The organism is Deltaproteobacteria bacterium (assembly GCA_016219225.1).
Lineage (GTDB): Bacteria > Desulfobacterota > RBG-13-43-22 > RBG-13-43-22 > RBG-13-43-22 > RBG-13-43-22.
On record JACRBX010000054.1, the window covers coordinates 1 to 21,512 of the forward strand.

The 21,512-nt window shown below is 51.0% G+C and carries 17 protein-coding genes; 7 read left to right on the forward strand and 10 right to left on the reverse strand.

Annotated elements, in window-relative coordinates:
• A partial coding sequence (locus HY879_04595) for a metallopeptidase (protein ID MBI5602614.1) occupies positions 1-237 on the forward strand: 237 nt, incomplete at its 5' end.
• A 9-nt stretch (positions 238-246) separates the two neighbouring features.
• Here HY879_04595 and HY879_04600 read toward each other — a convergent pair.
• From HY879_04600 to HY879_04625, 6 genes are all read right to left on the reverse strand, one after another.
• Complete coding sequence (locus tag HY879_04600; GenBank protein ID MBI5602615.1) at positions 247-486, reverse strand: hypothetical protein; 240 nt, start codon at positions 484-486, stop codon at positions 247-249.
• Positions 487-634: 148 nt separating this feature from the next.
• Entirely contained in the window at positions 635-1,426 is a 792-nt protein-coding gene (locus HY879_04605) for an MBL fold metallo-hydrolase (GenBank protein MBI5602616.1), read from the reverse strand.
• Positions 1,427-1,473: 47 nt separating this feature from the next.
• The gene (locus HY879_04610; protein ID MBI5602617.1) at positions 1,474-2,406 is read right to left on the reverse strand and encodes a DUF2156 domain-containing protein; all 933 of its coding nucleotides are present in this window, start codon (positions 2,404-2,406) and stop codon (positions 1,474-1,476) included.
• Positions 2,396-3,262, reverse strand: coding sequence for a PHP domain-containing protein (locus HY879_04615; protein ID MBI5602618.1), 867 nt, complete (start codon positions 3,260-3,262; stop codon positions 2,396-2,398). Before HY879_04615 ends, HY879_04610 begins: the two co-directional genes overlap by 11 nt.
• 99 nt (positions 3,263-3,361) lie before the next feature.
• Positions 3,362-5,734 carry an endopeptidase La gene (gene lon, locus HY879_04620; GenBank protein ID MBI5602619.1) on the reverse strand — a complete coding sequence of 791 codons (2,373 nt, stop codon included), beginning with the start codon at positions 5,732-5,734 and terminating at the stop codon, positions 3,362-3,364.
• A gap of 28 nt (positions 5,735-5,762) precedes the next feature.
• Complete coding sequence (locus HY879_04625; GenBank protein MBI5602620.1) at positions 5,763-6,140, reverse strand: Hsp20/alpha crystallin family protein; 378 nt, start codon at positions 6,138-6,140, stop codon at positions 5,763-5,765.
• Positions 6,141-6,460: 320 nt separating this feature from the next.
• On the opposite strand from HY879_04625, the gene selB reads away from it, so the two are divergent.
• The 4 genes from selB (at position 6,461) to HY879_04645 (ending at position 11,862) form a co-directional block, all read left to right on the forward strand.
• Positions 6,461-8,377: a selenocysteine-specific translation elongation factor gene (selB, locus tag HY879_04630; protein MBI5602621.1), complete on the forward strand. Its 1,917-nt coding sequence runs from the start codon at positions 6,461-6,463 to the stop codon at positions 8,375-8,377.
• Between the two features lie 37 nt (positions 8,378-8,414).
• The gene (locus tag HY879_04635; GenBank protein ID MBI5602622.1) at positions 8,415-8,693 is read left to right on the forward strand and encodes a TIGR04076 family protein; all 279 of its coding nucleotides are present in this window, start codon (positions 8,415-8,417) and stop codon (positions 8,691-8,693) included.
• 262 nt (positions 8,694-8,955) lie between these two features.
• Entirely contained in the window at positions 8,956-10,155 is a 1,200-nt protein-coding gene (locus HY879_04640; protein ID MBI5602623.1) for an HlyD family secretion protein, read from the forward strand.
• Positions 10,156-10,302: 147 nt separating this feature from the next.
• Positions 10,303-11,862 (forward strand): DHA2 family efflux MFS transporter permease subunit, encoded by a 1,560-nt coding sequence (locus tag HY879_04645; GenBank protein ID MBI5602624.1) that lies wholly within the window; start codon positions 10,303-10,305, stop codon positions 11,860-11,862.
• A 53-nt stretch (positions 11,863-11,915) separates the two neighbouring features.
• Here HY879_04645 and greA read toward each other — a convergent pair whose 3' ends face one another.
• On the reverse strand, positions 11,916-12,386 hold the full coding sequence (gene greA / locus HY879_04650) for a transcription elongation factor GreA (protein MBI5602625.1): 471 nt from the start codon (positions 12,384-12,386) through the stop codon (positions 11,916-11,918).
• 99 nt (positions 12,387-12,485) lie between these two features.
• Positions 12,486-13,445 (reverse strand): SPASM domain-containing protein, encoded by a 960-nt coding sequence (locus HY879_04655; protein ID MBI5602626.1) that lies wholly within the window; start codon positions 13,443-13,445, stop codon positions 12,486-12,488.
• A gap of 67 nt (positions 13,446-13,512) precedes the next feature.
• On the opposite strand from HY879_04655, the gene HY879_04660 reads away from it, so the two are divergent.
• Positions 13,513-16,365 carry an iron-containing alcohol dehydrogenase gene (locus HY879_04660; GenBank protein MBI5602627.1) on the forward strand — a complete coding sequence of 951 codons (2,853 nt, stop codon included), beginning with the start codon at positions 13,513-13,515 and terminating at the stop codon, positions 16,363-16,365.
• 73 nt (positions 16,366-16,438) lie between these two features.
• On the opposite strand, the gene HY879_04665 is transcribed toward HY879_04660, so the two are convergent.
• Positions 16,439-18,334 (reverse strand): DUF3365 domain-containing protein, encoded by a 1,896-nt coding sequence (locus tag HY879_04665; protein MBI5602628.1) that lies wholly within the window; start codon positions 18,332-18,334, stop codon positions 16,439-16,441.
• 386 nt (positions 18,335-18,720) lie between these two features.
• Here HY879_04665 and HY879_04670 point away from each other — a divergent pair, with 386 nt between their 5' ends.
• A complete protein-coding gene (locus HY879_04670) occupies positions 18,721-19,980 on the forward strand; it encodes an MFS transporter (protein MBI5602629.1) in 1,260 nt (419 codons plus the stop codon).
• Positions 19,981-20,205: 225 nt separating this feature from the next.
• On the opposite strand, the gene larC is transcribed toward HY879_04670, so the two are convergent.
• The gene (larC, locus tag HY879_04675; protein MBI5602630.1) at positions 20,206-21,393 is read right to left on the reverse strand and encodes a nickel pincer cofactor biosynthesis protein LarC; all 1,188 of its coding nucleotides are present in this window, start codon (positions 21,391-21,393) and stop codon (positions 20,206-20,208) included.
• Positions 21,394-21,512 lie beyond the last annotated feature (119 nt).

The window sequence follows — 21,512 nt, forward strand, 5'->3', positions numbered from 1 at the left end:
GCCAGATGTCATGCCCTGCCCAAAGTAATGCAGCTTGCTCTGGACATGGGAGCCCATTATGTCATAGAGATTTTAAATGAATCTTACGACCGATTATCCAAAGAAGAACAGGTTAAGATCCTGATCCATGAATTGATGCATATCCCGGAGACCTTTGGAGGGGGATTCCGCATGCACCGGGACCATGTAACCCGAAAAAATGTCGAAAAATTATATAAGAAATTTATAGGGGAATAAGTAAAGATATTAATCTTCCGGCTCAGAGGCGTCATAAAGCAAGTTATTCACCATGGAATGCAAGATGCCGGCTAAATAGATCTCATCACTGATATCGGAAGAAAGGGAGTGATAAACGCCCTCCTTATCCATATAAAAAACAATAAGTTCCTTTATATTTTCTTGCTCTTCGCTTACCCTGTCCAGTATATCCACAACCTGTTTTTGGGTTCTATCAATATGAATAAGTTTACCTTTTTTCTCTTTCATCCAACCTGCTCCTCAACTTGTTAGTACGAAAATAAAGTTCCAAGATGCAAGTTTCAAGTTTCAAGTATAAAAAACTTTGGACTTTGGACCTTGAACCTTGGACCTGTTTTCCTGTTTGGTGTCTCTCCCTTGGGCCAGGTGCAACTCGTTAGATCTCGTTTTCCAGCGACAGGGTCATAAAATCTTCTGCCAGGCGGATCTTTCCACTATATTCCCCCTTACAGGGACCGATGAGGTCCTGGCCATCGCATTCGGGATAGAAATGGGTCAGCACCAACTGTTTGACCTCGGCCTCCCGGGCGATCCTTCCGGCCAGGGAGGGAGTCAGATGCCCCGCCACCTTTTGACCTTCAGGGAAAGAACATTCCAATACCAGTAAATCCGCCTTTCTGGCCAGTTCAACTATGGAAGGAGAATAATCCGAATCGCCGGAAAAGACAAGTACCTTTCTATCGGGCAGGGTGAACCGAAAGCCTATACTCGACGAGGTATGGGATACCGGTCCGGTTTCGAGAAAAAATGAGGGAAACTTTTTTTCCAACGTCCTGTCCTGGGGAAGAGGAGTATGGATCAGAAGACCTAAAGGTAATTCGATCCAATGGCCATAAAGCCTTAAAAGATTGTTATAAAAGGCTTCGAAGTCGGTTCCCGCCAGGAGATGAAAGGGCCGTCTTTTAATCAAATAAGGGGGATATTTTGTTCCAAATAAAAAAGAAGCCAGATCGATACTGTGATCCGGATGGAGATGGGTCAAAAGAATATAATCTATTTCGGTAATCGGTACGGAAACTTTGGCTAATTGCCGTAAGGTTCCAGGACCGATATCGATGAGCAGGTTCGTTTCAGGAAGTTTCAGCAGGGCGGCGGAAGATCCGCGTTCGGCAGAAGGAACTCCGGTCCCGGTTCCAAGAAAAATCAATTGTGTCACATGGTTTAACATCTATTCTCGCCCTATTCTTTAAAAAATAACAGGGACCTGATAAAACTCTAATAGGCTTCAGTCACGATGTACTTGTCGATCATGAATTCGGGGTGATAGGACATTTTGGCTTTTCGTAAGCCCTGGATCCCCAGGTCTTGCTCTCGATTGACATAGGGGATAAGACCCCACTCTTGTTCTAAAAACTGTTGCTGGATTAAAGGATAAAGGCCGGAAAGTTCCGGATTGCCTTTTTCAATATGAATGACTACGGTCTCTAGGTTTAACAGTTCCCCCAGGGTAAAGGCCTCTACCTTTCCCTGGATTCGAATCACCCCCCCCTTATAATTCAAGAGATCGATATGGGTAAGGGCTTCAATAATGGCCTGTTCTTCACTTAAAAGACTGGGAGATTCGATGCATTGTTTCAACCGGCACCACTCTTCCTGCAGATTAAGGCATTCAATAATCAATTCCGGGGTCAGGGGGAGGTATTCCCAATGGTATTTTTTATTAAATCGATTGATATGGTTTTTCAGGGTATGGTATTTGTTTCCCGAAAGACGGATCAAGTTTTTGGTCAGGTAGCAATAATCGCTGTTGTTCCGATCAAGAACAGGCTTTAAATGGGGGAGGAGTGAAAAGTTTTTGAGGGCCGACCCTGGAACCCGTTCGAACCGTGCGGGATATCCCTGTTTTTTTAAATAGATCAGGCAATCAGCGGCCCAGGATTGAACATCCCCTTCACCCAGCGGAGGAAATAAAAAGGGCATTTTATCGGGCGGTTGTGCAAGAAATGTCAGAAATCCCTTATGGAAAGTGATCTTAAATTGATAATAATGCCTCCAAATAAAAAGGTTTGTAAAAGTCAATTCCGAGATTTCCGGGGGATAACGCTTAAGGAAATCTTCAATAAGGTTTTGATGCTTGAGGGCAAGATCTTCAAAAGTCGGAAACATGATCAGGCTGGCCACCATCTCCTCATGACAGTCAACCTGCAATCCGTATTCTGTTAACCGAATTTAGGTGAAGGGCCTTCAGGTTCTCTACGATCTCGTAGGGAATTTCTAAATTCCCGTTACCGCAAAGTAGGTCCGCTTTTTCCCTGTTGTTCCCGTGAAAATCGCTTCCCCCTGTGTATACCAGTCCCAATTCCTTGGCCAGCAATAAATAATACCGGGTTTGTTCCTCCGTATGTTCAGGATAAAAAACTTCCATTCCATCTAGGCCCTTGGCCTTTAAATCTTCAACCAATACTTTAAGATCCCTTAAAGAAGGATAATTTAAGGTGAAGGGATGGGCCAGGACCGGGATTCCCCCTGCTCGCAGAATCAGGGAGATGGCCTCAAGCGGAGAAAAACGAAATTTTTCCTCATAGGCCAAGGCCCCTTTGGTCAAATATTTTTGAAAGGCCTCTTTGTGAGAAGAGACGGCCCCGAGTTGAAGAAGGGCCTGGGCAATGTGGGGGCGACCGGTCTGTCCCTTGGCCAGGGCCTGGATTTGATCGAAGGTAATGGGGATCCCCAGGGCTTGAAGCCTGGCGATGATCTTGGGATTTCTTTCCCGTCTGGCTTCCTGAAGCCTGTGGAGTTCCTGGTTCAGGGCCGGCTCCGAGGGATCGATGTAATAACCCAGGATATGCATCGTCCCTCCCGTATACTGAGCACTGATCTCCAGACCGGGGATGACCTCAAGATCATTTTCTTCTCCGGCGGCCATGGCCGCTTCAAGGCCTTCAACGGTGTCATGATCGGTCAGGGAAATGGCCGCCGCCCCCTTTTTTTTGGCATACTTGACCAGTTCCTGGGGAGAGAGGCTGCCATCGGAGGCCGAAGAATGGGTATGGAGATCAACCAATTTTTTCACCGAATAGGTAGTTCCTTTAAATTAATTTGGTAAGTTCTTCCTCTTTATTCCGCAATCCGCAATCCGCAATCCGAAATCCACACTTGATGCTTATCTCTTGCAGGCTACGGCTTTATGACAGAGGGCCAGATTAAAGACCTCGTCCATCCGTTCCACAAAATGGAATTTTAGTCCCTTTTTTAAATGCGGAGGAATCTCTTCCAGATCTTTTTCATTTTTTTTGGGCAGTATTATGGATCCAATCCCGGCCCTCTTGGCTGCCAGGACTTTTTCCTTGATCCCTCCGACCGGCAGGACCAAACCGCGCAGGGTGATCTCACCGGTCATGGCCAGATCGCCCCGTACCGGCCTATCGGTTAAAAGAGAGGTCAATGCCGTCATCATGGCGATTCCGGCCGAAGGGCCGTCTTTAGGGATGGCCCCAGCCGGGACATGGACATGAATATCGTTTTTTTCGTAGAAATCTTCCTCGATGCCTAATTGACCGGCTTTGGAGCGGATATAACTCATAGCGGCCCCGGCCGACTCTTTCATAACCTCCCCTAACTGACCGGTTAAGGTCAAGGTTCTTCTGCCGGGCATTTTGGTGGCTTCGACAAAGAGAATATCGCCCCCGGCCTGGGTCCAGGCCAACCCGGTTGCTACCCCCGGTTCCTGGGTCCTTTCGGCAATCTCGGAAAAGAAATGGATCGGCCCCAGATATTGATGCAGATCCTCCGGGGAGATCTTCTTGCCTTTGATTTTTCCTTCGGCTATTTCTTTGGCAACCCCCCGACAAACAGAAGCGATTTCCCGTTCCAGATTTCGAAGGCCTGCTTCCCGGGTATAGGAACGGATAATGGTCTGAAGGGCCTTTTTATTAAAGGTAAGGTTTTTATCGGTCAGGCCGTGTTCCTTTATTTGTTTGGGGATCAAATGGTTATGAGCGATCTGGATTTTTTCTTCTTCAATATAACCGGCCAGATCCAAGACCTCCATACGGTCCCGCAGGGCCGGCGGAATCGTATCCAGAATATTGGCCGTGGTAATAAACATGACCTTGGAGAGGTCGAATTCTACTTCCAGATAATGATCGGAAAAGGTGGAATTCTGTTCCGGATCCAGGACCTCCAAAAGGGCCGAGGAAGGATCACCCCGAAAATCAGCGCCGACCTTATCGATTTCATCCAATATAAAGACCGGATTATTGGAGCCGGCCTTCTTTAAACCTTGGAGGATTCTCCCGGGTAAGGCCCCGACATAGGTGCGACGGTGTCCCCGAATCTCGGCTTCATCGCGAACCCCACCGAGGGAGAGGCGGACGAATTTTCTGCCCAGGGCCCGGGCTATGGAACGCCCCAAAGAGGTCTTACCCGTGCCCGGAGGGCCGGCAAAACAAAGGATGGGGCCTTTCATGTCCGGCTTGAGTTTTCGAACCGCTAAGTACTCCAGGATCCTTTTTTTGACCTTTTCGAGATCAAAATGATCCTCATCCAGGACCTTGGCGGCTGCTTCAATATCCAGGTTATCTTCGGTCTGAGTCCCCCAGGGAAGTTCGGTCAGCCAGTCCAGATAGGACAGGGCCACCGTATATTCGGGGGAGGAAGGGCTCATCCGGGCCAAACGATTCAGTTCCCGTTCGGCTTCCTTGGCGGCCGCCGGAGATAACTTCCTTTCCACTATTTTTTTCCGGTATTCTTCAATCTCTAAGGATTTTTCATCCTTTTCCCCTAACTCCTTTTGGATGGCCTTGAGTTGTTCCCGAAGATAATATTCCCGCTGGGTTTTATCGATCCCGTCTTTAACTTCCGATTGGATCTTCTTCCCTAATTCCAGGACCTCCAATTCTTTCGTCAGGATAACCGTTAATTTTTGAAGCCTTTGTTTAACCGCCAGGGTTTCCAGGATATCTTGTTTATCTTCTTTGGAGACGTTCAGAATGGAAGCGATCATGTCGGCCAGGGAGCCGGGGTCTTCAACGCTTTGGGCCAGGAGACCCAATTCGGAAGGCAGATAGGGAGACAACTCCAGGACTTTGGTAAAGAGCCCCCGGGCGCTGTTTGTCAAGGCATCGGTTTCGATATTCGATTCCAGGAGGTCCTTGAGGATTTCGATCCGGGCCTTGAAGTAAGGGGAAGTTGCCGTGAATTCGGTGATTTTAAACCGGGAAAGGCCCTGGACCATCAACCGTACCCCGCCCTCAGGGACCTTGGCCATTTTCAAAATAGAACCCACGGTTCCATATCCATACAGGTCATCGGGGGTCAGGGGGTCGTGGCCTTTGCCTTGAATCATAATCAGTCCGATCAAGTGGTCTTTCATCAGGGCCTCATCCACCAATTGGATCCAGCTTTTTTCCCAGATCATCAGGGGCATTACCATCTTGGGAAACAAGGCAACATCCATGACTGGCAGGAGGGGTATTTCTTCCGGTATGGTCAATACTTGGGTTTGAAGGGGTATGGCCGTTTCGGTGATTTCCATGGGCTGCTCCTTATATTTAGGCCGAAATTTATTCAGATTGAACGGGAATGGTTTTTTTAAGCGGCCGCTTTTTAGGTAAGACCACAGTGAGCAGACCGTCCCGGTAATGGGCTTCAATCTTCGATTCATCTATCAGAACGGGCAGTTCAAAGGTCCGTTCAAAGGAACCATACTCGATTTCCATTTGAAGATATCGAACGGCGTTGGCCATTGGAGGACCCTCTCTTTTCCCCGAAAGATGAACCAGGTTTCTTTTTACGGTAACCCGGATTTCGTCTTTTTTTAAACCCGAGACCTCGGCAATGATCATAAAGGACTCCGGCGTCTCAAGAATATCCATTTGGGGGGACCACATCCTTTGATCCAGCAAAAAGCGGGGGCTGATTTGATACAGCATATCATCCATCAAACGCCTCATTTGACCGTGAAGTCTGGAAAAATCGCTAACCACTTTTGCTCCTCCTTTCCCTTCCCGGTGGGAACACCTGGAAAGGCTGGCCTGATAGATAAAAACAACAAATTTTATTATAAGGATTGTAAAAGCGTTTGTAAAGAAAAGGGTTTAAAATTTTTGGCTTGACAGGGTTTGTGAGAGGTGGGAGATAATACGGACTGAAGACATTTGGAATTCTGGAATTCAGAATTCAGAAGCCAGAATGTTTTAAGGATCTCTTCACTCCTATTCATTTTTGTCCACCCGGGCAGGAATACTTAGAAAGGTCGGATTTGAAACAGATTATTCTCGGTACGGCCGGACATATCGATCACGGCAAGACCAGCCTGGTCAAGGCTTTGACAGGGATCGATACCGACCGCCTCAAGGAGGAAAAAGAACGGGGGATCACCATTGAACTGGGTTTTGCCTATCTGGATCTCCCCAGCGGCCAACGCCTGGGGATCATCGATGTCCCCGGTCATGAACGGTTCATTAAAAATATGGTGGCCGGCGCCAGCACCATTGATCTGGTGGCCTTGATTATTGCCGCCGATGAAGGGGTCATGCCCCAGACCAGGGAACACCTGGATATCTGCAGCCTCCTGGGGATAAAAAAAGGTCTGGTGGCCTTAACCAAGATCGATATGGTCGAAGACGATTGGTTGGATCTGGTCCAGGAAGATATCAAAGAGTTTTTAAAAGGGACTTTTCTGGAAGGGGCCCCGATCCTTCCCGTTTCTTCGACTACCGGCCAGGGGATTCCGGAATTGACCGGGCTCCTGGAAAGACTTTCGGCTGAAGTGGAGGAGCGTTCTTCTGCCGGCATCTTCAGATTGCCGGTGGACCGCGTCTTTACCATGAAGGGCTTTGGGACGGTCATCACCGGGACGGCCATCTCCGGCAGCCTTTCGGTCGGGGACCAGGTGATTATTTATCCCCAGGAGATTCAAGCCAAGGTCCGTGGTATTCAGGTCCATAATCAGGATACCGAACAGGTCCGGGCCGGTCTGCGCACGGCCATTAATCTCCAGGGGATTGAGAAGGCCACGGTAAACCGGGGCGATGTGGTGGCCTCCCCACTAGGTCTTTATTCAACCCGGTTATTGGATCTGCATATCCGACTCTTGAAATCCGCTCCAAGACCCTTGAAACATCGCAGTCAGATACGGTTTCACAGCGGAACCAGCGAGATTTTAGGCCAGGTTCTTCTCCTTCAAGGGGAGGATATAAAACCCGGAGAACCCGGCTTTGGACAATTACGACTCACCGAACCGGTGGCCTTATTGCCTGGAGATCTGGCCGTCATCCGCAGCTATTCACCGGTTCTGACCATCGGCGGGGCAACGGTTCTGAATGTGATCCCGGCCAAACACAAACGTTTAAACCCGGAAGTCATTCAGCAGCTTCAGGTCCTACAATCCGGGAGCGATGCCGAAAAAACGGCCTTGCAAGTCCTTTTGGCCGGGGCCGGCGGGGTGTCCAGACCAAATTTGGGACAAGTTCTGCCGCTACCTCCCAAGAAGCTCGATGATCTGCTCAAAGATCTCCTTTCCCAGAAGGTCCTCATCCAATGGGACAAAGAGAATAAAATCATCATCCATCAAAAGGAGATGTCCAAACTGAACCGGGCCATCGAAAAAGAACTGGAAGGCTACCACCAGGCCAATCCCTTGAAACCCGGTTTGCTTAAAGAAGAATTGAAATCACGTCTGCCCCAGATTCGGGAAACCAAACTCTTTAATTTTCTCTTGAATCAATTAGCCGAACAGAAGATCCTGGTCCAGGAAAAGGAACTGGTCCGTCTGACAGGCCATAAGGTCCAATTAAAGGAAGACCAGCAGGCCGTTCAGGATGCTCTGGAAAAGGTATATCTGAAGAGCGGATTGCAACCCCCCTATTTTAAAGAGCTGGTAGAACAGTTTCCCAAAGGGCAACCCCGACAGGTCCTGGAGTTGATGGTCAAGGAGGGGAAGCTGATCAAGGTTAAGGAAGACCTTTATTTTCACAAGCAGGCCATCGAAGGGCTCAAGAAAAAAATGATCCAATGGCTCAAAGAAAAGGGCGAAATCACCACCCCGGAATTCAAGGACCTGACCCAGACCTCCCGGAAATATACCATTCCTTTATTGGAATATTTTGATGCGATTCAGGTAACCATGCGGGTGGAGGACAAGCGGCTTTTGAGGGAGAGCAAGGAATTAAACTGAATAATGGAAAGAAAATCCAGAAAGGAAGGATGAGACCATGGCAAAAGATCCGGGAATAGGACAAAAAGTAACGGCCACCATCATGGGGGTCAAGGGAAAATGCAACGCCGGTCATCAGGTGGGGGAGTCTTTTGAAATCAGTTGCCACAACCCGGGCGGGTTGTGCGGTTTTTTCTATCATGATATCTTTCCCAGTCTTTCGACCTTCCAATTCGGAGGGAATCTTCCCTGGTGGGGAGGCGACACGATTGAAGTTCAATGTCCTGATGCCTACAACCTGGTGACTATGAGGTTGGAAAGGTCGAAGAGGGTTTAGCGCCATGGTCGTTATCTTTGGGAAGGACGGCTGACCCTTTACCCGGAAGGCCTGTGAGGCCTATCGAGCCCAGGGAGAAGAAGTACATTACTATAACCTGCTAAACCATCCGGAAAAGTTGGAGGCTTTTTTAAGGGCTTCCCCTGAACGAAAGGTGCCGGTCATCATCAAGGGGGAACAGATGACCGTCGGCTTTGGGGGGACCTGAAGAATAACCCTTTAGACCGGGTCGGTTAAAAATAGAATAATTAAGGAAGAATCTATGGCTGAGGTTTCCTCAAAAAACCATCAACGCCTGAAAAAAGGGATCATTATTCTCTGTTTATTAGGGGTAGTCGGTCTGATCGTCGGAGTCACCCTTTATCGGTATTCCCAGACCCATATCAAAACCGATGATGCCCATGTGGCCGGGTCCGTCTATGCCTTAAGTTTCCGTGTCCCGGGGACCATAGCCACCGTCAAGGTCCATGATAATCAGTTAGTGGAAGCCGGGCAGGAGATCGCCACTTTGGATCCGACCGATTATGATGTGGCCTATAAGCAGGCCCAGGCCAACCTGGAATCGATCAAAGCCCGGTGGGCGTCGGCCCAAATGGCCGTCCCTTTGGAATCGGAACAGACCCGGGCCCGGGTTAAAGAATCCACGGCCGGAGTGGGGGCCTTTCAAAAAAATCTCCAGGAAGCCCAGGAACAACTGCGACGGGTTCAGGAAGAGACCAAGAGCCTGAAAGCCATCCTGAACAAGGCAACTTTGGACCGGGACCGGTTTGACGGTCTTTTTAAAAACCATGCCGTCTCCAGACAGCAATTGGATGAGGCCCTGACCCAGTATCTTGTGGCCGAGGCCCGTTTTAAGGCCGCCCTGGCCGGAGAGCAAGCCCTTCACAGGACGACCGAGTCTCTTAAGGAACAGATTAACCGGGCCAAGGCCCAAGTGGATCTGGCTCAAACCGGAGAAAGGGCGGTCAAGATTAAACAACAACAGGCCCAGGTAGCCAAATCGGAGCTGGCTTTGGCCGAGGCCAGGCTGGAACAGGCCCGCCTGCAGTTGTCCTATACCCGGATCAAGGCCCCGGCCCGGGGGCACATCACCAAAAAGAACCTCGAAGTGGGCAATCAGGTTCAGGCCGGTCAACCCCTCATGGCCCTGGTCCCTTTAGAAAACCTGTGGATCGTGGCCAATTATAAAGAAACCCAACTTACCCGTGTGATACCGGGCCAAAAGGTTACTATTAAGGTGGATACCTTTTCCGGGGAAAAACTCCGGGGCCGGGTGGAGAGCATAATGGCCGGGACCGGCTCGGCCTTTTCCCTTTTCCCACCGGAAAACGCTACGGGCAATTTTGTCAAGATCGTCCAGAGGATCCCGGTCAAGATTGTTTTGGATCCGGACCGGAAGGACCGTCCCCAGCTTCGGGTCGGTATGTCGGTCATACCGACGATCCTGATTAATGAAAAATAAATTGCGGATTGCGGAATTCGGATTGCGGAATTCAAAAGAAACCCAATCGGTCTTTTTTACTCTCCCACCTGGAGCAGGCAACGACGACCTATTAAAATCGGTTTCCCTAACCTTGAACCTTAAACCCTGAACCTTGAACCTATTTTCATGAATCCATCCCCTTCCCAAGCACCGACGGTCAACAAATGGCTGGTGACCCTGACCGTCATGCTGCCGACCATTATCGAGATCCTGGATATCAGCGTGGCCAACGTCGCTCTCGGGCATATCCAGGGCAGTCTGAGCGCCGGACTGGATGAAGTCACCTGGGTCCTGACCTCTTATCTGGTCTCCAATGCCATTATCATTCCGATCACCGGCTGGCTGGCCGGGACCTTCGGACGGAAAAGGTATCTGATCTTTTCCCTGGGCCTTTTTACCTTCAGCTCTTTTATATGCGGGGCGGCCCCTAACCTGGAGACTTTGATTTTTTTCCGGATCCTGCAAGGACTCGGCGGCGGGGCCTTGCAACCCTTATCCCTTTCTATACTCTTTGAGACTTTCCCTCTCAAGGAACACGGCATGGCCATGGCCGTTTTCGGCATTGGAGTGGTTTTTGGCCCTATTCTCGGACCCCTTTTGGGCGGTTATATTACCGATGCCATAAGCTGGCGTTGGATTTTTTATATTAACTTACCCCTTGGAGGCCTGGCCGTCCTGATGGCCTTCCTGTTTATTGTTGATCCCCCTTATATCAAAAGGCAGGAAACGCGCATCGATTACTGGGGCCTTGGTTTGTTGACCCTGGGGTTGGGGTGCCTGCAACTGGTTCTGGATCGGGGGGAACGATTGGACTGGTTTGATTCCAGCTTTATTACCAGCCTTTCGATCATTGCGGCCATCTGTTTGCTGCTATTCGTCCTGGTAGAATTAAGGGTCACCCACCCGGTAGTGGATCTCCGTATTTTTAAAAACCGGTCCTTCAGCTCCGGAAATATGATCATGTTCCTGGGCTTTTTTGCTTTCTTCGGCAGCATTGTTTTACTCCCCCTCTATTTGCAAAACCTGATGGGATATACCGCCTTTCTGGCGGGGCTGGTTTTGGGACCGGGGGGGATGGCTACTCTCTTCCTGATGCCCGTGGTCGGTAGATTGATCGGCCGGCTGGATTCCCGGTATATGGTCAGCTTCGGGGTATTGATTAATGCTTATGCCCTTTTTCTGATGTCTCGTTTCAATCTGGAGGCAGACTTCTGGGCCATCATCTGGCCCCGGATTGTTCAGGGGATCGGCATCAGCTTCTTTTTTGTGCCTTTGTCCACCTTGACCATGTCAAGTATACCGAAACCTCAAATGGGCAACGGTTCGGCCATTTTCAATCTTCTCCGGAATTTAGGGGGGAGTTTCGGAGTGGCCTTTATCACTACCGCCCTGTCCCGGCGCGCCCAGTTTCATCACCACCATCTCAGCGAAGGGTTTTCCATCTTTGATTTTAAATTGCAGCAGGCGGTCCCGGCCCTCCAAGGGTTCTTACAGGAAAGAGGGGTGGAAGGGACCACAGCCCAACGAGGGGCACTGGAGATCCTTTACGGGCAGCTTCAGAAACAAGCCGCCATGTTAAGTTTTAACGATGTATTCTTTCTGCTTTTTCTTTTTTTCCTGGGCCTGGTCCCTTTGATCTGGGTTATCCGGCGGGGCGCCAGGGTGGTGGTTGGGGAAGGGCGCTGATCCATTGCGGAGCGGAATGGGGATTTTGGAGTGTAGAAAGATATTGGGTCAGGTCATACGTTGATATCGATGACTTCCAGTTGGCGTATTCCGCCCGGGGTCTTGACTTGAATCTCATCGCCCGGTTCTTTCCCGATTAAGGCCCGGCCGAGAGGGGAAAGGACGGAAATGTCCCCGTTGTCGGCATCCGATTCATCGGGGCCGACCAGGCGGATTTTAAATTCATCGTCGGTTTTCAGGTCGTTTAAAACGACGGTGGTCCCGAAGACGATCCGGTCCTCGGGTAAGTTGGTGCAGTCGATGATTTCGGAAGTGGCCAGTTTGGAATGGAGTTCCCCTATCCGGCCTTCGATAAAAGATTGGCGTTCCTTGGCTGCATGGTATTCGGCATTCTCCGAAAGATCGCCGTGGGACCGGGCCTCCGCAATAGCTTTTATGACCGATGGGCGTTCCACCCTTTCCAGTCGTGTTAATTCCAGCCGAAGTCTCTCCAACCCTTCTTTGGTAATCGGTGTCCGATCCATTCTTATTGTTCCTTTCAAACAAACTACCCCCGGAGAAATTTCCATCCGAGGGTAGGGGCATAGTAGCAAAAACTGTTTTAAAGGGCAAGCATATTCGAATCAGAAGAGGGTTCGGGTGGCCCGGTGCCACTCATTATCCAGGTTCTTCATCAATCGTCTGAATGGGGTGGACAGGCCGAACTGGCAGCCCCGGCAGAGGAATCCGTCTTTTTTCCCCCAACTGCCTCCATATAAATAATCGAGCACCTTTTGGGCCTGGGGGCCGTTCCAGACCTCTAACAGCGATTGATGGGTGACGTTGCCCAAATTAACCCTCCGGCCCATATCTTCGCAGCAAAGCACGGCCTGACCGTCGAAGGAAATCACCATGTCCCGCAGGGGTTCCCCCTTTTTGCAGCCCTTCAGCCAGGGCCCGGGATATTTGAGAAGCCAGCCCCCGGTTGCGGCCACCAGATTGGCCCGGGAGTTGGGAAGGCCGATGGCTACCGGGACCCCCTGTTCCTGCCAGTACTTTTTGACCTTGCGGACTTCGCCCAAAGGCCACTTAAAGACATAAGACCGGATATTAACCTTCGAATATTTGCCGGTCAGATAGCGGATGTTGGCCAGGGTCTTTTCGTAAGGCAGACCCATAATATTTTCATAGACCGATTGAGTGATCCCGTGAAAGCTGATATAGATGGGGCCGTCAAAGCCGCTTTCCAGGAGACGGTCGGTTTTTTCAGGGCTGAGTAAGGCGGCATTGGTTTGAAGAACCATCTTTAACCCGGCCGCCCGGACATAATCCAGTTTCCAAAAGAGTTCCGGATCGATGAAGGCCTCACCCATATTACAGAATATCACATGGCCGCGGATGGGGTACCGGGCCTTGACCTCAGAAAATTCGTCTATCAAACGGCGGAAGAGGCTTTCCGCCATCTTGCCCATGGGCAATTTGTCTTTAAGGCCGGGATAGGGACAGATACGGCAGCGGGCATTGCAAAAGGAATGGATGTCGATAATAAGATTCTGGGGATAGGGGGTGCGCTCGGCCCGCCAATCAATAAAATTCTTGACCATTCAGGGTTTCTCTTTTAGATTCAAATTTTTGTTAAGTTATCATATAAAATTAAGGGGAGCAACAGATATGAAAATTTTAAGGGTGGACATGAAAAATGAAAAAGTAACCCTGGAACATCAAAGGGAGGGCTGGGAGTATCTCGGGGGCAGCGCCTTATTGGCCAGGATCATGAACCAAGAGGTCCCGCCAACGGCTGATCCTTTAGGCCCCGAGAATCTTTTTATCGTGGCCGGCGGTCCTTTGGCCGGCACCGGGGCGCCTCAATTGGGACGCATCTCGGTGGGGGCCAAAAGCCCTCTCACCCTGGGCATAAAAGAGGCCAACTCCGGCGGCCCGGCGGCCCAATTCCTCGACCGCCTGGGTATCCGGGCCATAGTCGTTCAGGACGCCCCTAAAGAAGACCGCTTATACCATTTATTGATTTCTAAAGACAGGACCACCCTGATCCCGGCCGAGGAATACCGGGGGCTGAAAAATTATGAATTGGCGGGCAGGTTAAAAGAAAAGTATGGCAAAAAGATAGCGGTTATCTCCACCGGGATCGCCGGGGAACGAAAATATAAAGGGGCCTCGGTCTCTTGCACGGATATTTTCGGCGATCCCTCGCGGACCGCCGCCAGGGGCGGCCTGGGGGCCGTTATGGGATCAAAAGGCCTCAAGGCCATTATCATTGATCCCGCCGGAGCTGGTCAGGTTGATTTGGCCGATCCGGAATCGTTTCGGGAGATCGTCAAATCCTGGGTGAATATCCTGAAACATGATGTCAGTTGCAGTCTCTATTCCCGTTTCGGCACCCCCTTTGCCGTGAATAATTCCGCCAGCCAGGGGACCCTGGTGGCTAATAACTACCGTACCGGTCGACCCGATAACTTCATCGCCGTAAGCGGCAATCGGATCCAGGAAATCCTCTTTGAACGGGGCGGCCAGATGCATGGCTGTATGCCTGGTTGTGTCATCAAATGTTCCATCATCTATCCCGATCAAAACGGGAAACGGCTCTGCTCGGCCTATGAATATGAAACCATCGCCCTGCTTGGCACCAATCTGGGAATTACCGATAATGATGCCATTGCCAGGCTTAAATTCCTCTGTGACGATCTGGGCCTTGATGCCATAGAAACCGGAAGCGGTCTGGGCCTGGCGGCCGAGGCCGGGAAAATGGCCTTTGGGGACCGGCAGGCTGCCGAAGGACTTTTGCAGGAAATCGAAAGAGAAACGCCCCTCGGGAAGGCCCTGGGTAATGGCGTGGTGGCCACGGCCCGATACTTGAATATCAGCCGTATACCGGCCTATAAAGGCCAGGCCATACCAGGGCATGACCCCCGATCGGTCAAAGGAACCGGCGTTACCTATTATACCAGTCCAATGGGGGCGGATCATACGGCCGGTTTGACCTATAAGATACCGAAGAACAGGGATAAACAGGCCGAGAACTCCCTTAAATCTCAGATTCAGGCCGCTGTCTGTGATGCCTTTGGTTACTGCTTAAATGCCGTACCCGGTGGACGGGCCACCATCTATCCTTTTTTAGCCGATCTGATGCATGCCCGATACGGGTTCCGTATGACCCCGTTGGATATCCTTAATATCGGCAAGCAGACCCTTCGGGATCAGTTAGCCTTTAATGAAAAGGCCGGATTTGGAAACTATGATCCCGAGGCCATTCCTTTTATTCATGAGGAGGCCATTTCTCCGACCGGCCAGGTTTTTGACGTGGATGCAGGGGAAATAAAAAATATATGGAAAGGATTGGATGCCTACCAGGAAAAGGAAAAGGCCTGGGAAGTCCGTATCCCGCCCCTGCCCGAAATGATGTTCGGCGCCGGGGTGGCCCAAAATTTGGGCCGGCGGATCCGTCAACTCCAAGTGGCCAAGGTATTCCTGGTAACCGATCCTTTTATGCTCTCCCTGGGGCGGGCGGAAGAGGTCCGCAGGATTCTGGAAGGAAGCGGCATAAAGACGGTGATCTTTTCGGAGGTGGAGCCCGATCCGCCTATTGAACTCATCGAAAGGGCCGGAAAGATCTATCAGGACAATGCGTGTGAGGCCATAGTGGGTCTGGGCGGCGGAAGTTCCATGGATTCGGCCAAAACCATCGGGCTTCGGGTAACACACCCCGGTGACCTCAGGGAATATGAAAGTGTCGTGGGTGGCGGGGCCAAGATCAAACCGGTCTTTCCGCCGGTCATCTGTATCCCCACCACCTCCGGTACGGGAAGCGAGGTCAATCCCTGTGCGGTCCTGACCGATAAGGAGAGGGATCTGAAATTCGTCTTAATGAGTAATCATTTCATTCCCAGATTGGCGGTCATTGATCCATTGTTCTGCCAAACCATGCCCCCCCGCCTGACCATCGAATCCGGAATGGATGCCCTGTCTCACTGTATCGAAGGCTACGTTTCCTTAGCCACCCCGTATCATCCCTATTTCGAATCCATGGCGGTCTATGGGGTCAAGTTGATCGGACGAAGCCTGATCAAGGCCTATAAGGACGGGAAGGATATCGACGCCCGTACCGATCTGTGCTGGGCGGCCGTTTGCGGTGGTCTGGCCTTCTTAAAGGGCTTAGGGATCGGCCATGCCATTACCCATGTCCTCGGAGCCCATTATCATATCCCCCATGGCCGGGCGGCCATCTATGGGCTTTTATGCTTTGTCAAGGCCAATAAGGAAACCTGTAAGGACCCCTTTTCCGATCTGTCCTTTCTCCTGAACCGCTCCGATGATCTGGAAGGAGGTTTGCTGGATTTTTACCGTAAACTGGATATCCCCGTCAGTCTGAAGGCCTTAGGTGTTCCGAAGGAGGATCTGAAAAAAATCGCCTTTTATACCTCCAGGGATGCGGTCAATATGGCCACCGATCCCACCACCCCAAGCCGGCAGAAGATCCTGGGACTTCTTGAGGAGATCTATGAATAATTCCAGAGTCTCGAATATCTTTGGAGGTCTTTGCAAAGGTCTTCCTCTCAAAAGATTGAGACCGGTCCATTTATTACAAGGCCCAATTCGCCCGAATAACCGTTCCCTTCCCTTCGGTAGATTCGATTTCAAAAAAACCACCGGATAGTTCAGTCCGTTCCTTCATACTCAAAAGACCAAAGCCCCGCCTCATTCCCTCCAAACCGGCCTTCTTATTCAGGTCGAAGCCCTGCCCATTGTCTTCAAGGACAAGCGTCATCCTTCCATCCATTTTAAGCAGACACAAACGCACCAAATCGGCTTGGCTATGTTTGGCGATGTTATTCATGGCCTCCTGAACGATCCGGTAGATGACGTTCTTCAAACCCTCGGGGATCTCAATTTCCTCAATGGTCATCTCCTGTTCGATCCGAATCCCGGTATGAATCGCCTGAAATCTTTTACAGAACCAGGACAAGGTAATCAAAAGACCCAAGTCGTCAAGCATAGAGGGCCGTAAGTCCTGTTGTATCCTTCGGCATTCCTCTATGCTGTCTTTGATCAGGGGGATGAGACTATTCAAAGATCCGGTGGCAGTGTTTGGATCTTTTTCAACCTCCAGGAGAGCTCCTTCCACTTTGAATTTAATCCCGGCCAGGCTGCCCGCCAGGGCGTCATGAATCTCTGCGGCGACCCTCTTTCTCTCTTCTTCCTGAGTGGTGAGCAGTCTGACCGATAGTCCCCGTAAGGCTTCATTGGCTCTGGCCAGCTCCGTGGTCCTTTCCCGGATCCGGACCTCAAGGGTTTCGGTCAGATGCTGAAGTTCCAAAGTACGTTGTTCCAGGACCTGATCGGTGTGCTTGCGTTCCGTGATGTCACGGTCGGAAACCCGGCGCCCCAGAGATTGACCATTGGAGTCCAATACCAGCTTGCAGGCGTGGCCGATCCAACGTTCCCGGCCGTCACGGTGAACGATGCGGAATTCGAGTTCACACAGCTCTTGATGGGATTGGTCCTCCCTCAGATGGGCCAATACCCGTTCGCGGTCCTCCGGATGCAGGATCCGGGAGAGGATCTCGGGGTCCTGCATGAATTCTTCACGGGAATAGCCGGTGATGCGCTCGCAGGAAGGGGAGACATAAAGGAAACGGCCATCCGGTCCGCGCCAGTATTCCCAGTCATAGGTGAAATCCGCCACAATACGAAGCCGGTCAGCCGATTCGCGCAACGCTCCTTCCGCCAGTTCACGGGCCAGAATATGCCTGGCAAAACCCTTCCTTGATATTTGTATGCCAACCAGACCGATCAGCCATAAAAGCAGGTGAGCCAACGCCACCCTGGTGATCAGCGGGCGCTCTATGGCCCAGAGGGGGCTCATGGGGATGGAAACACTGATTCCCCCGCGGATATCGCCCTCCTGGTATCCCTGGACCGCATGGCATTTCAGGCAGTCCTTTTCCGTTACAAAAGGATGCAAAAGACGCATATAATCTTGGTCCCCTATCTTCTCAACCGAGCTGACTTCTTTTACCCCCTTTTCAAAAGATCGCAAACCGGCAGCTTCCCATGGATCAGGTCGGTTTCCCGGACGAATGGGATTCAGGCTGGTGATATGGCTGCGACCATCATGTAATTCAGCAGCCATTTGATTGACCTGCCTGGTCATATAGGCCGGATTGACTAAAGTAAGGGATAATCCGGAAGGCAGGGTAATGTCCCGGTTGGGGACCATAAGGTATGGATTGGGCGGGGTGTGTTCTGAAACCGGGACATACACCCCCCCATGTCGGGCCGCCCATTTACGGTAAATAATATCTTTTTCGAAAGTGAGATGGGCACTGTTAAGGGCAATTTTGAGGATTTTTTCTCTTTGCTCATATAAATTCCAAAGCAACGAGGCCAGGATACAGGCCGTCCATAATAATCCAAGAAACCATGAATGGACTTTCAGGCGGTCGAAGAGGCTTCCTCTTTTTTCTTTTTCTTCCATTGAGCACTCCGTATCCATTATGCTGTATGAGGTCCTGGTTCGTGGTTGACCGGGTTAATATGATGGTCTCTAAAACTCGTCATCCCCCGCCTGCTCGGGAATCCAGGATAAGAGTAACCACCTGAAAAGACTGGATTCCGGCTTTCGCCGGAATGACGTAATGCGAGTTTTGGCGATTTTTTAATGTTTATCCTATATTAATCAGGATGAAATTATTATGTCAATTTTTTTATGAAGGTTTTATTACTTGGGTCGAAGGGCGGGTTGGCGGAAAAAAATCCAGGACATATTAAGGACTTGTATTTTGCCGTCTCATAAGGTAAATTTTTTTGATCATCATGGACCCCTATTTAAAAAGACAAACCACCGAACCGACCCTGTAAATCATGTCATCCCCCACCTCGCCGGAAATAACAGCGCTTCTCCATAACCGGTCTCTTCGTTTGTTCTGGGCGGCCCGTCTGGCCAGCACCATAGGCAACCAGATGCTGGCCGTTGCCGTAGGCTGGCAGATTTATGCCTTAACAGGCAGTCCTTTCTATCTCGGTCTGGTGGGACTGGCCCAGTTTTTACCCATGTTTCTCCTGACCCTCGTCGTCGGCCAGATCGCCGACCGTTATGAACGTAAGAAGATCCTCGGTATTTGTCAAATACTGCAAGGTGCGGGAACTTTTACGCTGGCGGCCGGCAGTTTTGGCGGTTGGCTCAACAAGGAGAGCATCCTGTTGATCGTTTTTCTCTTTGGAGCGGCCCGGGCCTTCGAGATGCCGACCGGACAGGCTTTCATGCCTAATCTGGTATCCAGGGAACTCCTTCCACGGGCCATTGCCTGGTCCACTTCATTTACTATGTGTGCCTTTATCGCCGGGCCTGCCCTGGGCGGGTTTCTCTATGCCGCCGGGGCTACCACGGCCTACACCGTGATCGGCCTGCTCTTATGGGGGGCCAGTCTGCTCGTTTCCATGATACGATCTAAACCCGCTTTAATGAAAAGGGAGCCGACCGGCCTTAACTCGCTTTTTGCCGGCATTGCCTTCATTCGCAGCAAACCGGAAATCCTCGGGGCCATTTCCCTGGACCTCTTTGCGGTGCTTTTGGGCGGCGCCACGGCCTTGCTTCCGGTATATGCCCGGGAGATCCTTTTCGTCGGTCCCCGGGGATTGGGGCTCCTCCGTTCGGCCCCGGCCATCGGCGCTCTGCTGATGTCGTTATTCCTGGCCAGCCACCCCCTCAGACACAAAATAGGCAAGAGCATGTTCCTGGCCGTGATTATCTTCGGGGCGGCAACCATAGGATTCGGCTTATCGACCTCATTGGTCTTTTCTCTCGGTATGTTGATTCTGCTCGGAGCGGCCGACGTCATCAGCGTCGTCATCAGGCAATCCCTGGTTCAGATGCGTACCCCTGATGCCATGCGGGGGAGGGTGAGCGCCGTCAATTCCATGTTTGTCGGCACATCCAACCAGTTGGGCGAATTCGAGTCGGGTGTCACTGCGGCCTGGTTCGGTGTCGTGCCTGCCGTGCTTTTCGGCGGCATCGGTACAATCGTTGTGACCCTGCTCTGGATGAGGCTCTTTCCTGGCCTTTTCAATGCCGATACCCCGGAAGATCCAGCCCCCTTAAGCTCGGTGATCAAACCCGGGTGAAGGAAACCGGATGGGTCCGGCCATTATTAAAACTCTCATTTTAAACCTCATGCCCCCTTTGGGGCGCCACGAAGCATGAAAAAGGATTCAAGGGGTCCAGGGGCCAAGGGTTAAAGTGAAAGGCGTGGAACTTAAAACCCTCGAATCCTTGGATCTTTGGAATCTATTTTCGTACTAATGAGACTGTTAATAACCTGTTCAGAAGAATGGCCGATGGTAATCGGTCTAACCATCGATTTTATGCATCCAGGTTCGAATCCTGGCATCCCATTCCTTTAGACTGCCTTTCTGATTTCCGGCCAGTTTTTTAAGATCTTCAAATTCAATGGAAAAATCTTCGGCCTTCTCATGGGTCTGAGCGGGACGGGTTACTTTTTTAATTCGAACGGTTCCCCAGGGGGTTTTAATGGATTGGATGGTCCGTGGCAGAGACAGACGGTCCACTTCATAGGATCGGATGCCGAGGGTGGTTGTTTCCTTCAAAAGGAGGTCCTGCAAACGGGCTTGGTTTTCCGGTTTGGATAGGACCTGGATCAGGATTGCCGGCCGGTTTTTTTTCATCTGGCAGGGGATCAGGAGACAATCCAAGGCCCCGGCTTCAAAAAGATGTTCCATCAAGGGATTGTACCACTGGGGATTCATATCATCGATATTGGTCTCCAGGACAATCAGTTTTTCTTTTTTCAGGACCGGGGATTTTTCGCCCAGCCAGACCCGCAGGGCATTGGGACGGTCCGGGAAATGGGTCTGTCCCAGACCATAGCCGACCCCCTTCAGGGTCATGGACACAGGCGGTCCGAAGGACCCGGCATAGTGGGTCAGGATGGCCGCCCCGGTGGGGGTAACCAGTTCTTTATCAAGATCCGTTGGAATCACCGCCGCCTCTTTGAGCAGGGCCAGAGTAGCCGGGGCCGGAAGGGGCAGGGGACCGTGGCCGCTTCGGATCCAGCCCCGACCCAATGGAAGGGGAGAGGAGACGGCCTCCTTGATTTGAAAATGATGAAAGGCCAGGGCGGCCCCGACGATATCGACGATCGTATCCAGGGCGCCTATTTCATGAAAATGCACTTCCTCCAAAGGAATGCCGTGGATTCGGCTTTCCACCCCGGCCAGGCGTTTCAGGATGGCCAGGCTGTTTTCTTTGATCTCCGGTTCTATTGGACTTTTTTCGATAAGCTCTTTGATCGATCGATAGGTTCTGTTATGGCCCTCTTTATTTTTTCCAAGGACCCGGAGGGCATAACCGGTTATTCCCTGACGTTCTTCCCGTTTAATGGTTAACCGGAGCTCGGGTAAGGGGAGCAGGCCCAAGGTCTGGCGCAGGCGTTTTTGCGGGAGCCCAAGATCCAAAAAGGCCCCCAGGATCATGTCGCCGCTGATACCGGAAAAACAATCGAAGTAGGCGATATTCATAAGTATACCTTAAGAGAAGTTGCAAGATGCAGGTTACAGGTTGCAGTTGAAAATTGATGAGTTCGTAAAAAGCTATGAAACGCCGCATTGCGGCGCTGTATCATAAAATAACTTGGCAA

Coding starts and splice junctions, on each gene's coding strand:
- larC (MBI5602630.1), bottom strand. CDS start 21,393: ATGAATATCGCCTACTTCGATTGTTTTTCCGGTATCAGCGGCGACATG.
- greA (MBI5602625.1), bottom strand. CDS start 12,386: ATGGATCGGACACCGATTACCAAAGAAGGGTTGGAGAGACTTCGGCTG.
- HY879_04655 (MBI5602626.1), bottom strand. CDS start 13,445: ATGGTCAAGAATTTTATTGATTGGCGGGCCGAGCGCACCCCCTATCCC.
- HY879_04665 (MBI5602628.1), bottom strand. CDS start 18,334: ATGGAAGAAAAAGAAAAAAGAGGAAGCCTCTTCGACCGCCTGAAAGTC.
- HY879_04645 (MBI5602624.1), top strand. CDS start 10,303: ATGAATCCATCCCCTTCCCAAGCACCGACGGTCAACAAATGGCTGGTG.
- HY879_04640 (MBI5602623.1), top strand. CDS start 8,956: ATGGCTGAGGTTTCCTCAAAAAACCATCAACGCCTGAAAAAAGGGATC.
- HY879_04660 (MBI5602627.1), top strand. CDS start 13,513: ATGAAAATTTTAAGGGTGGACATGAAAAATGAAAAAGTAACCCTGGAA.
- HY879_04635 (MBI5602622.1), top strand. CDS start 8,415: ATGGCAAAAGATCCGGGAATAGGACAAAAAGTAACGGCCACCATCATG.
- HY879_04625 (MBI5602620.1), bottom strand. CDS start 6,140: ATGGATGATATGCTGTATCAAATCAGCCCCCGCTTTTTGCTGGATCAA.
- lon (MBI5602619.1), bottom strand. CDS start 5,734: ATGGAAATCACCGAAACGGCCATACCCCTTCAAACCCAAGTATTGACC.
- HY879_04670 (MBI5602629.1), top strand. CDS start 18,721: ATGTCATCCCCCACCTCGCCGGAAATAACAGCGCTTCTCCATAACCGG.
- HY879_04605 (MBI5602616.1), bottom strand. CDS start 1,426: ATGTTAAACCATGTGACACAATTGATTTTTCTTGGAACCGGGACCGGA.
- HY879_04600 (MBI5602615.1), bottom strand. CDS start 486: ATGAAAGAGAAAAAAGGTAAACTTATTCATATTGATAGAACCCAAAAA.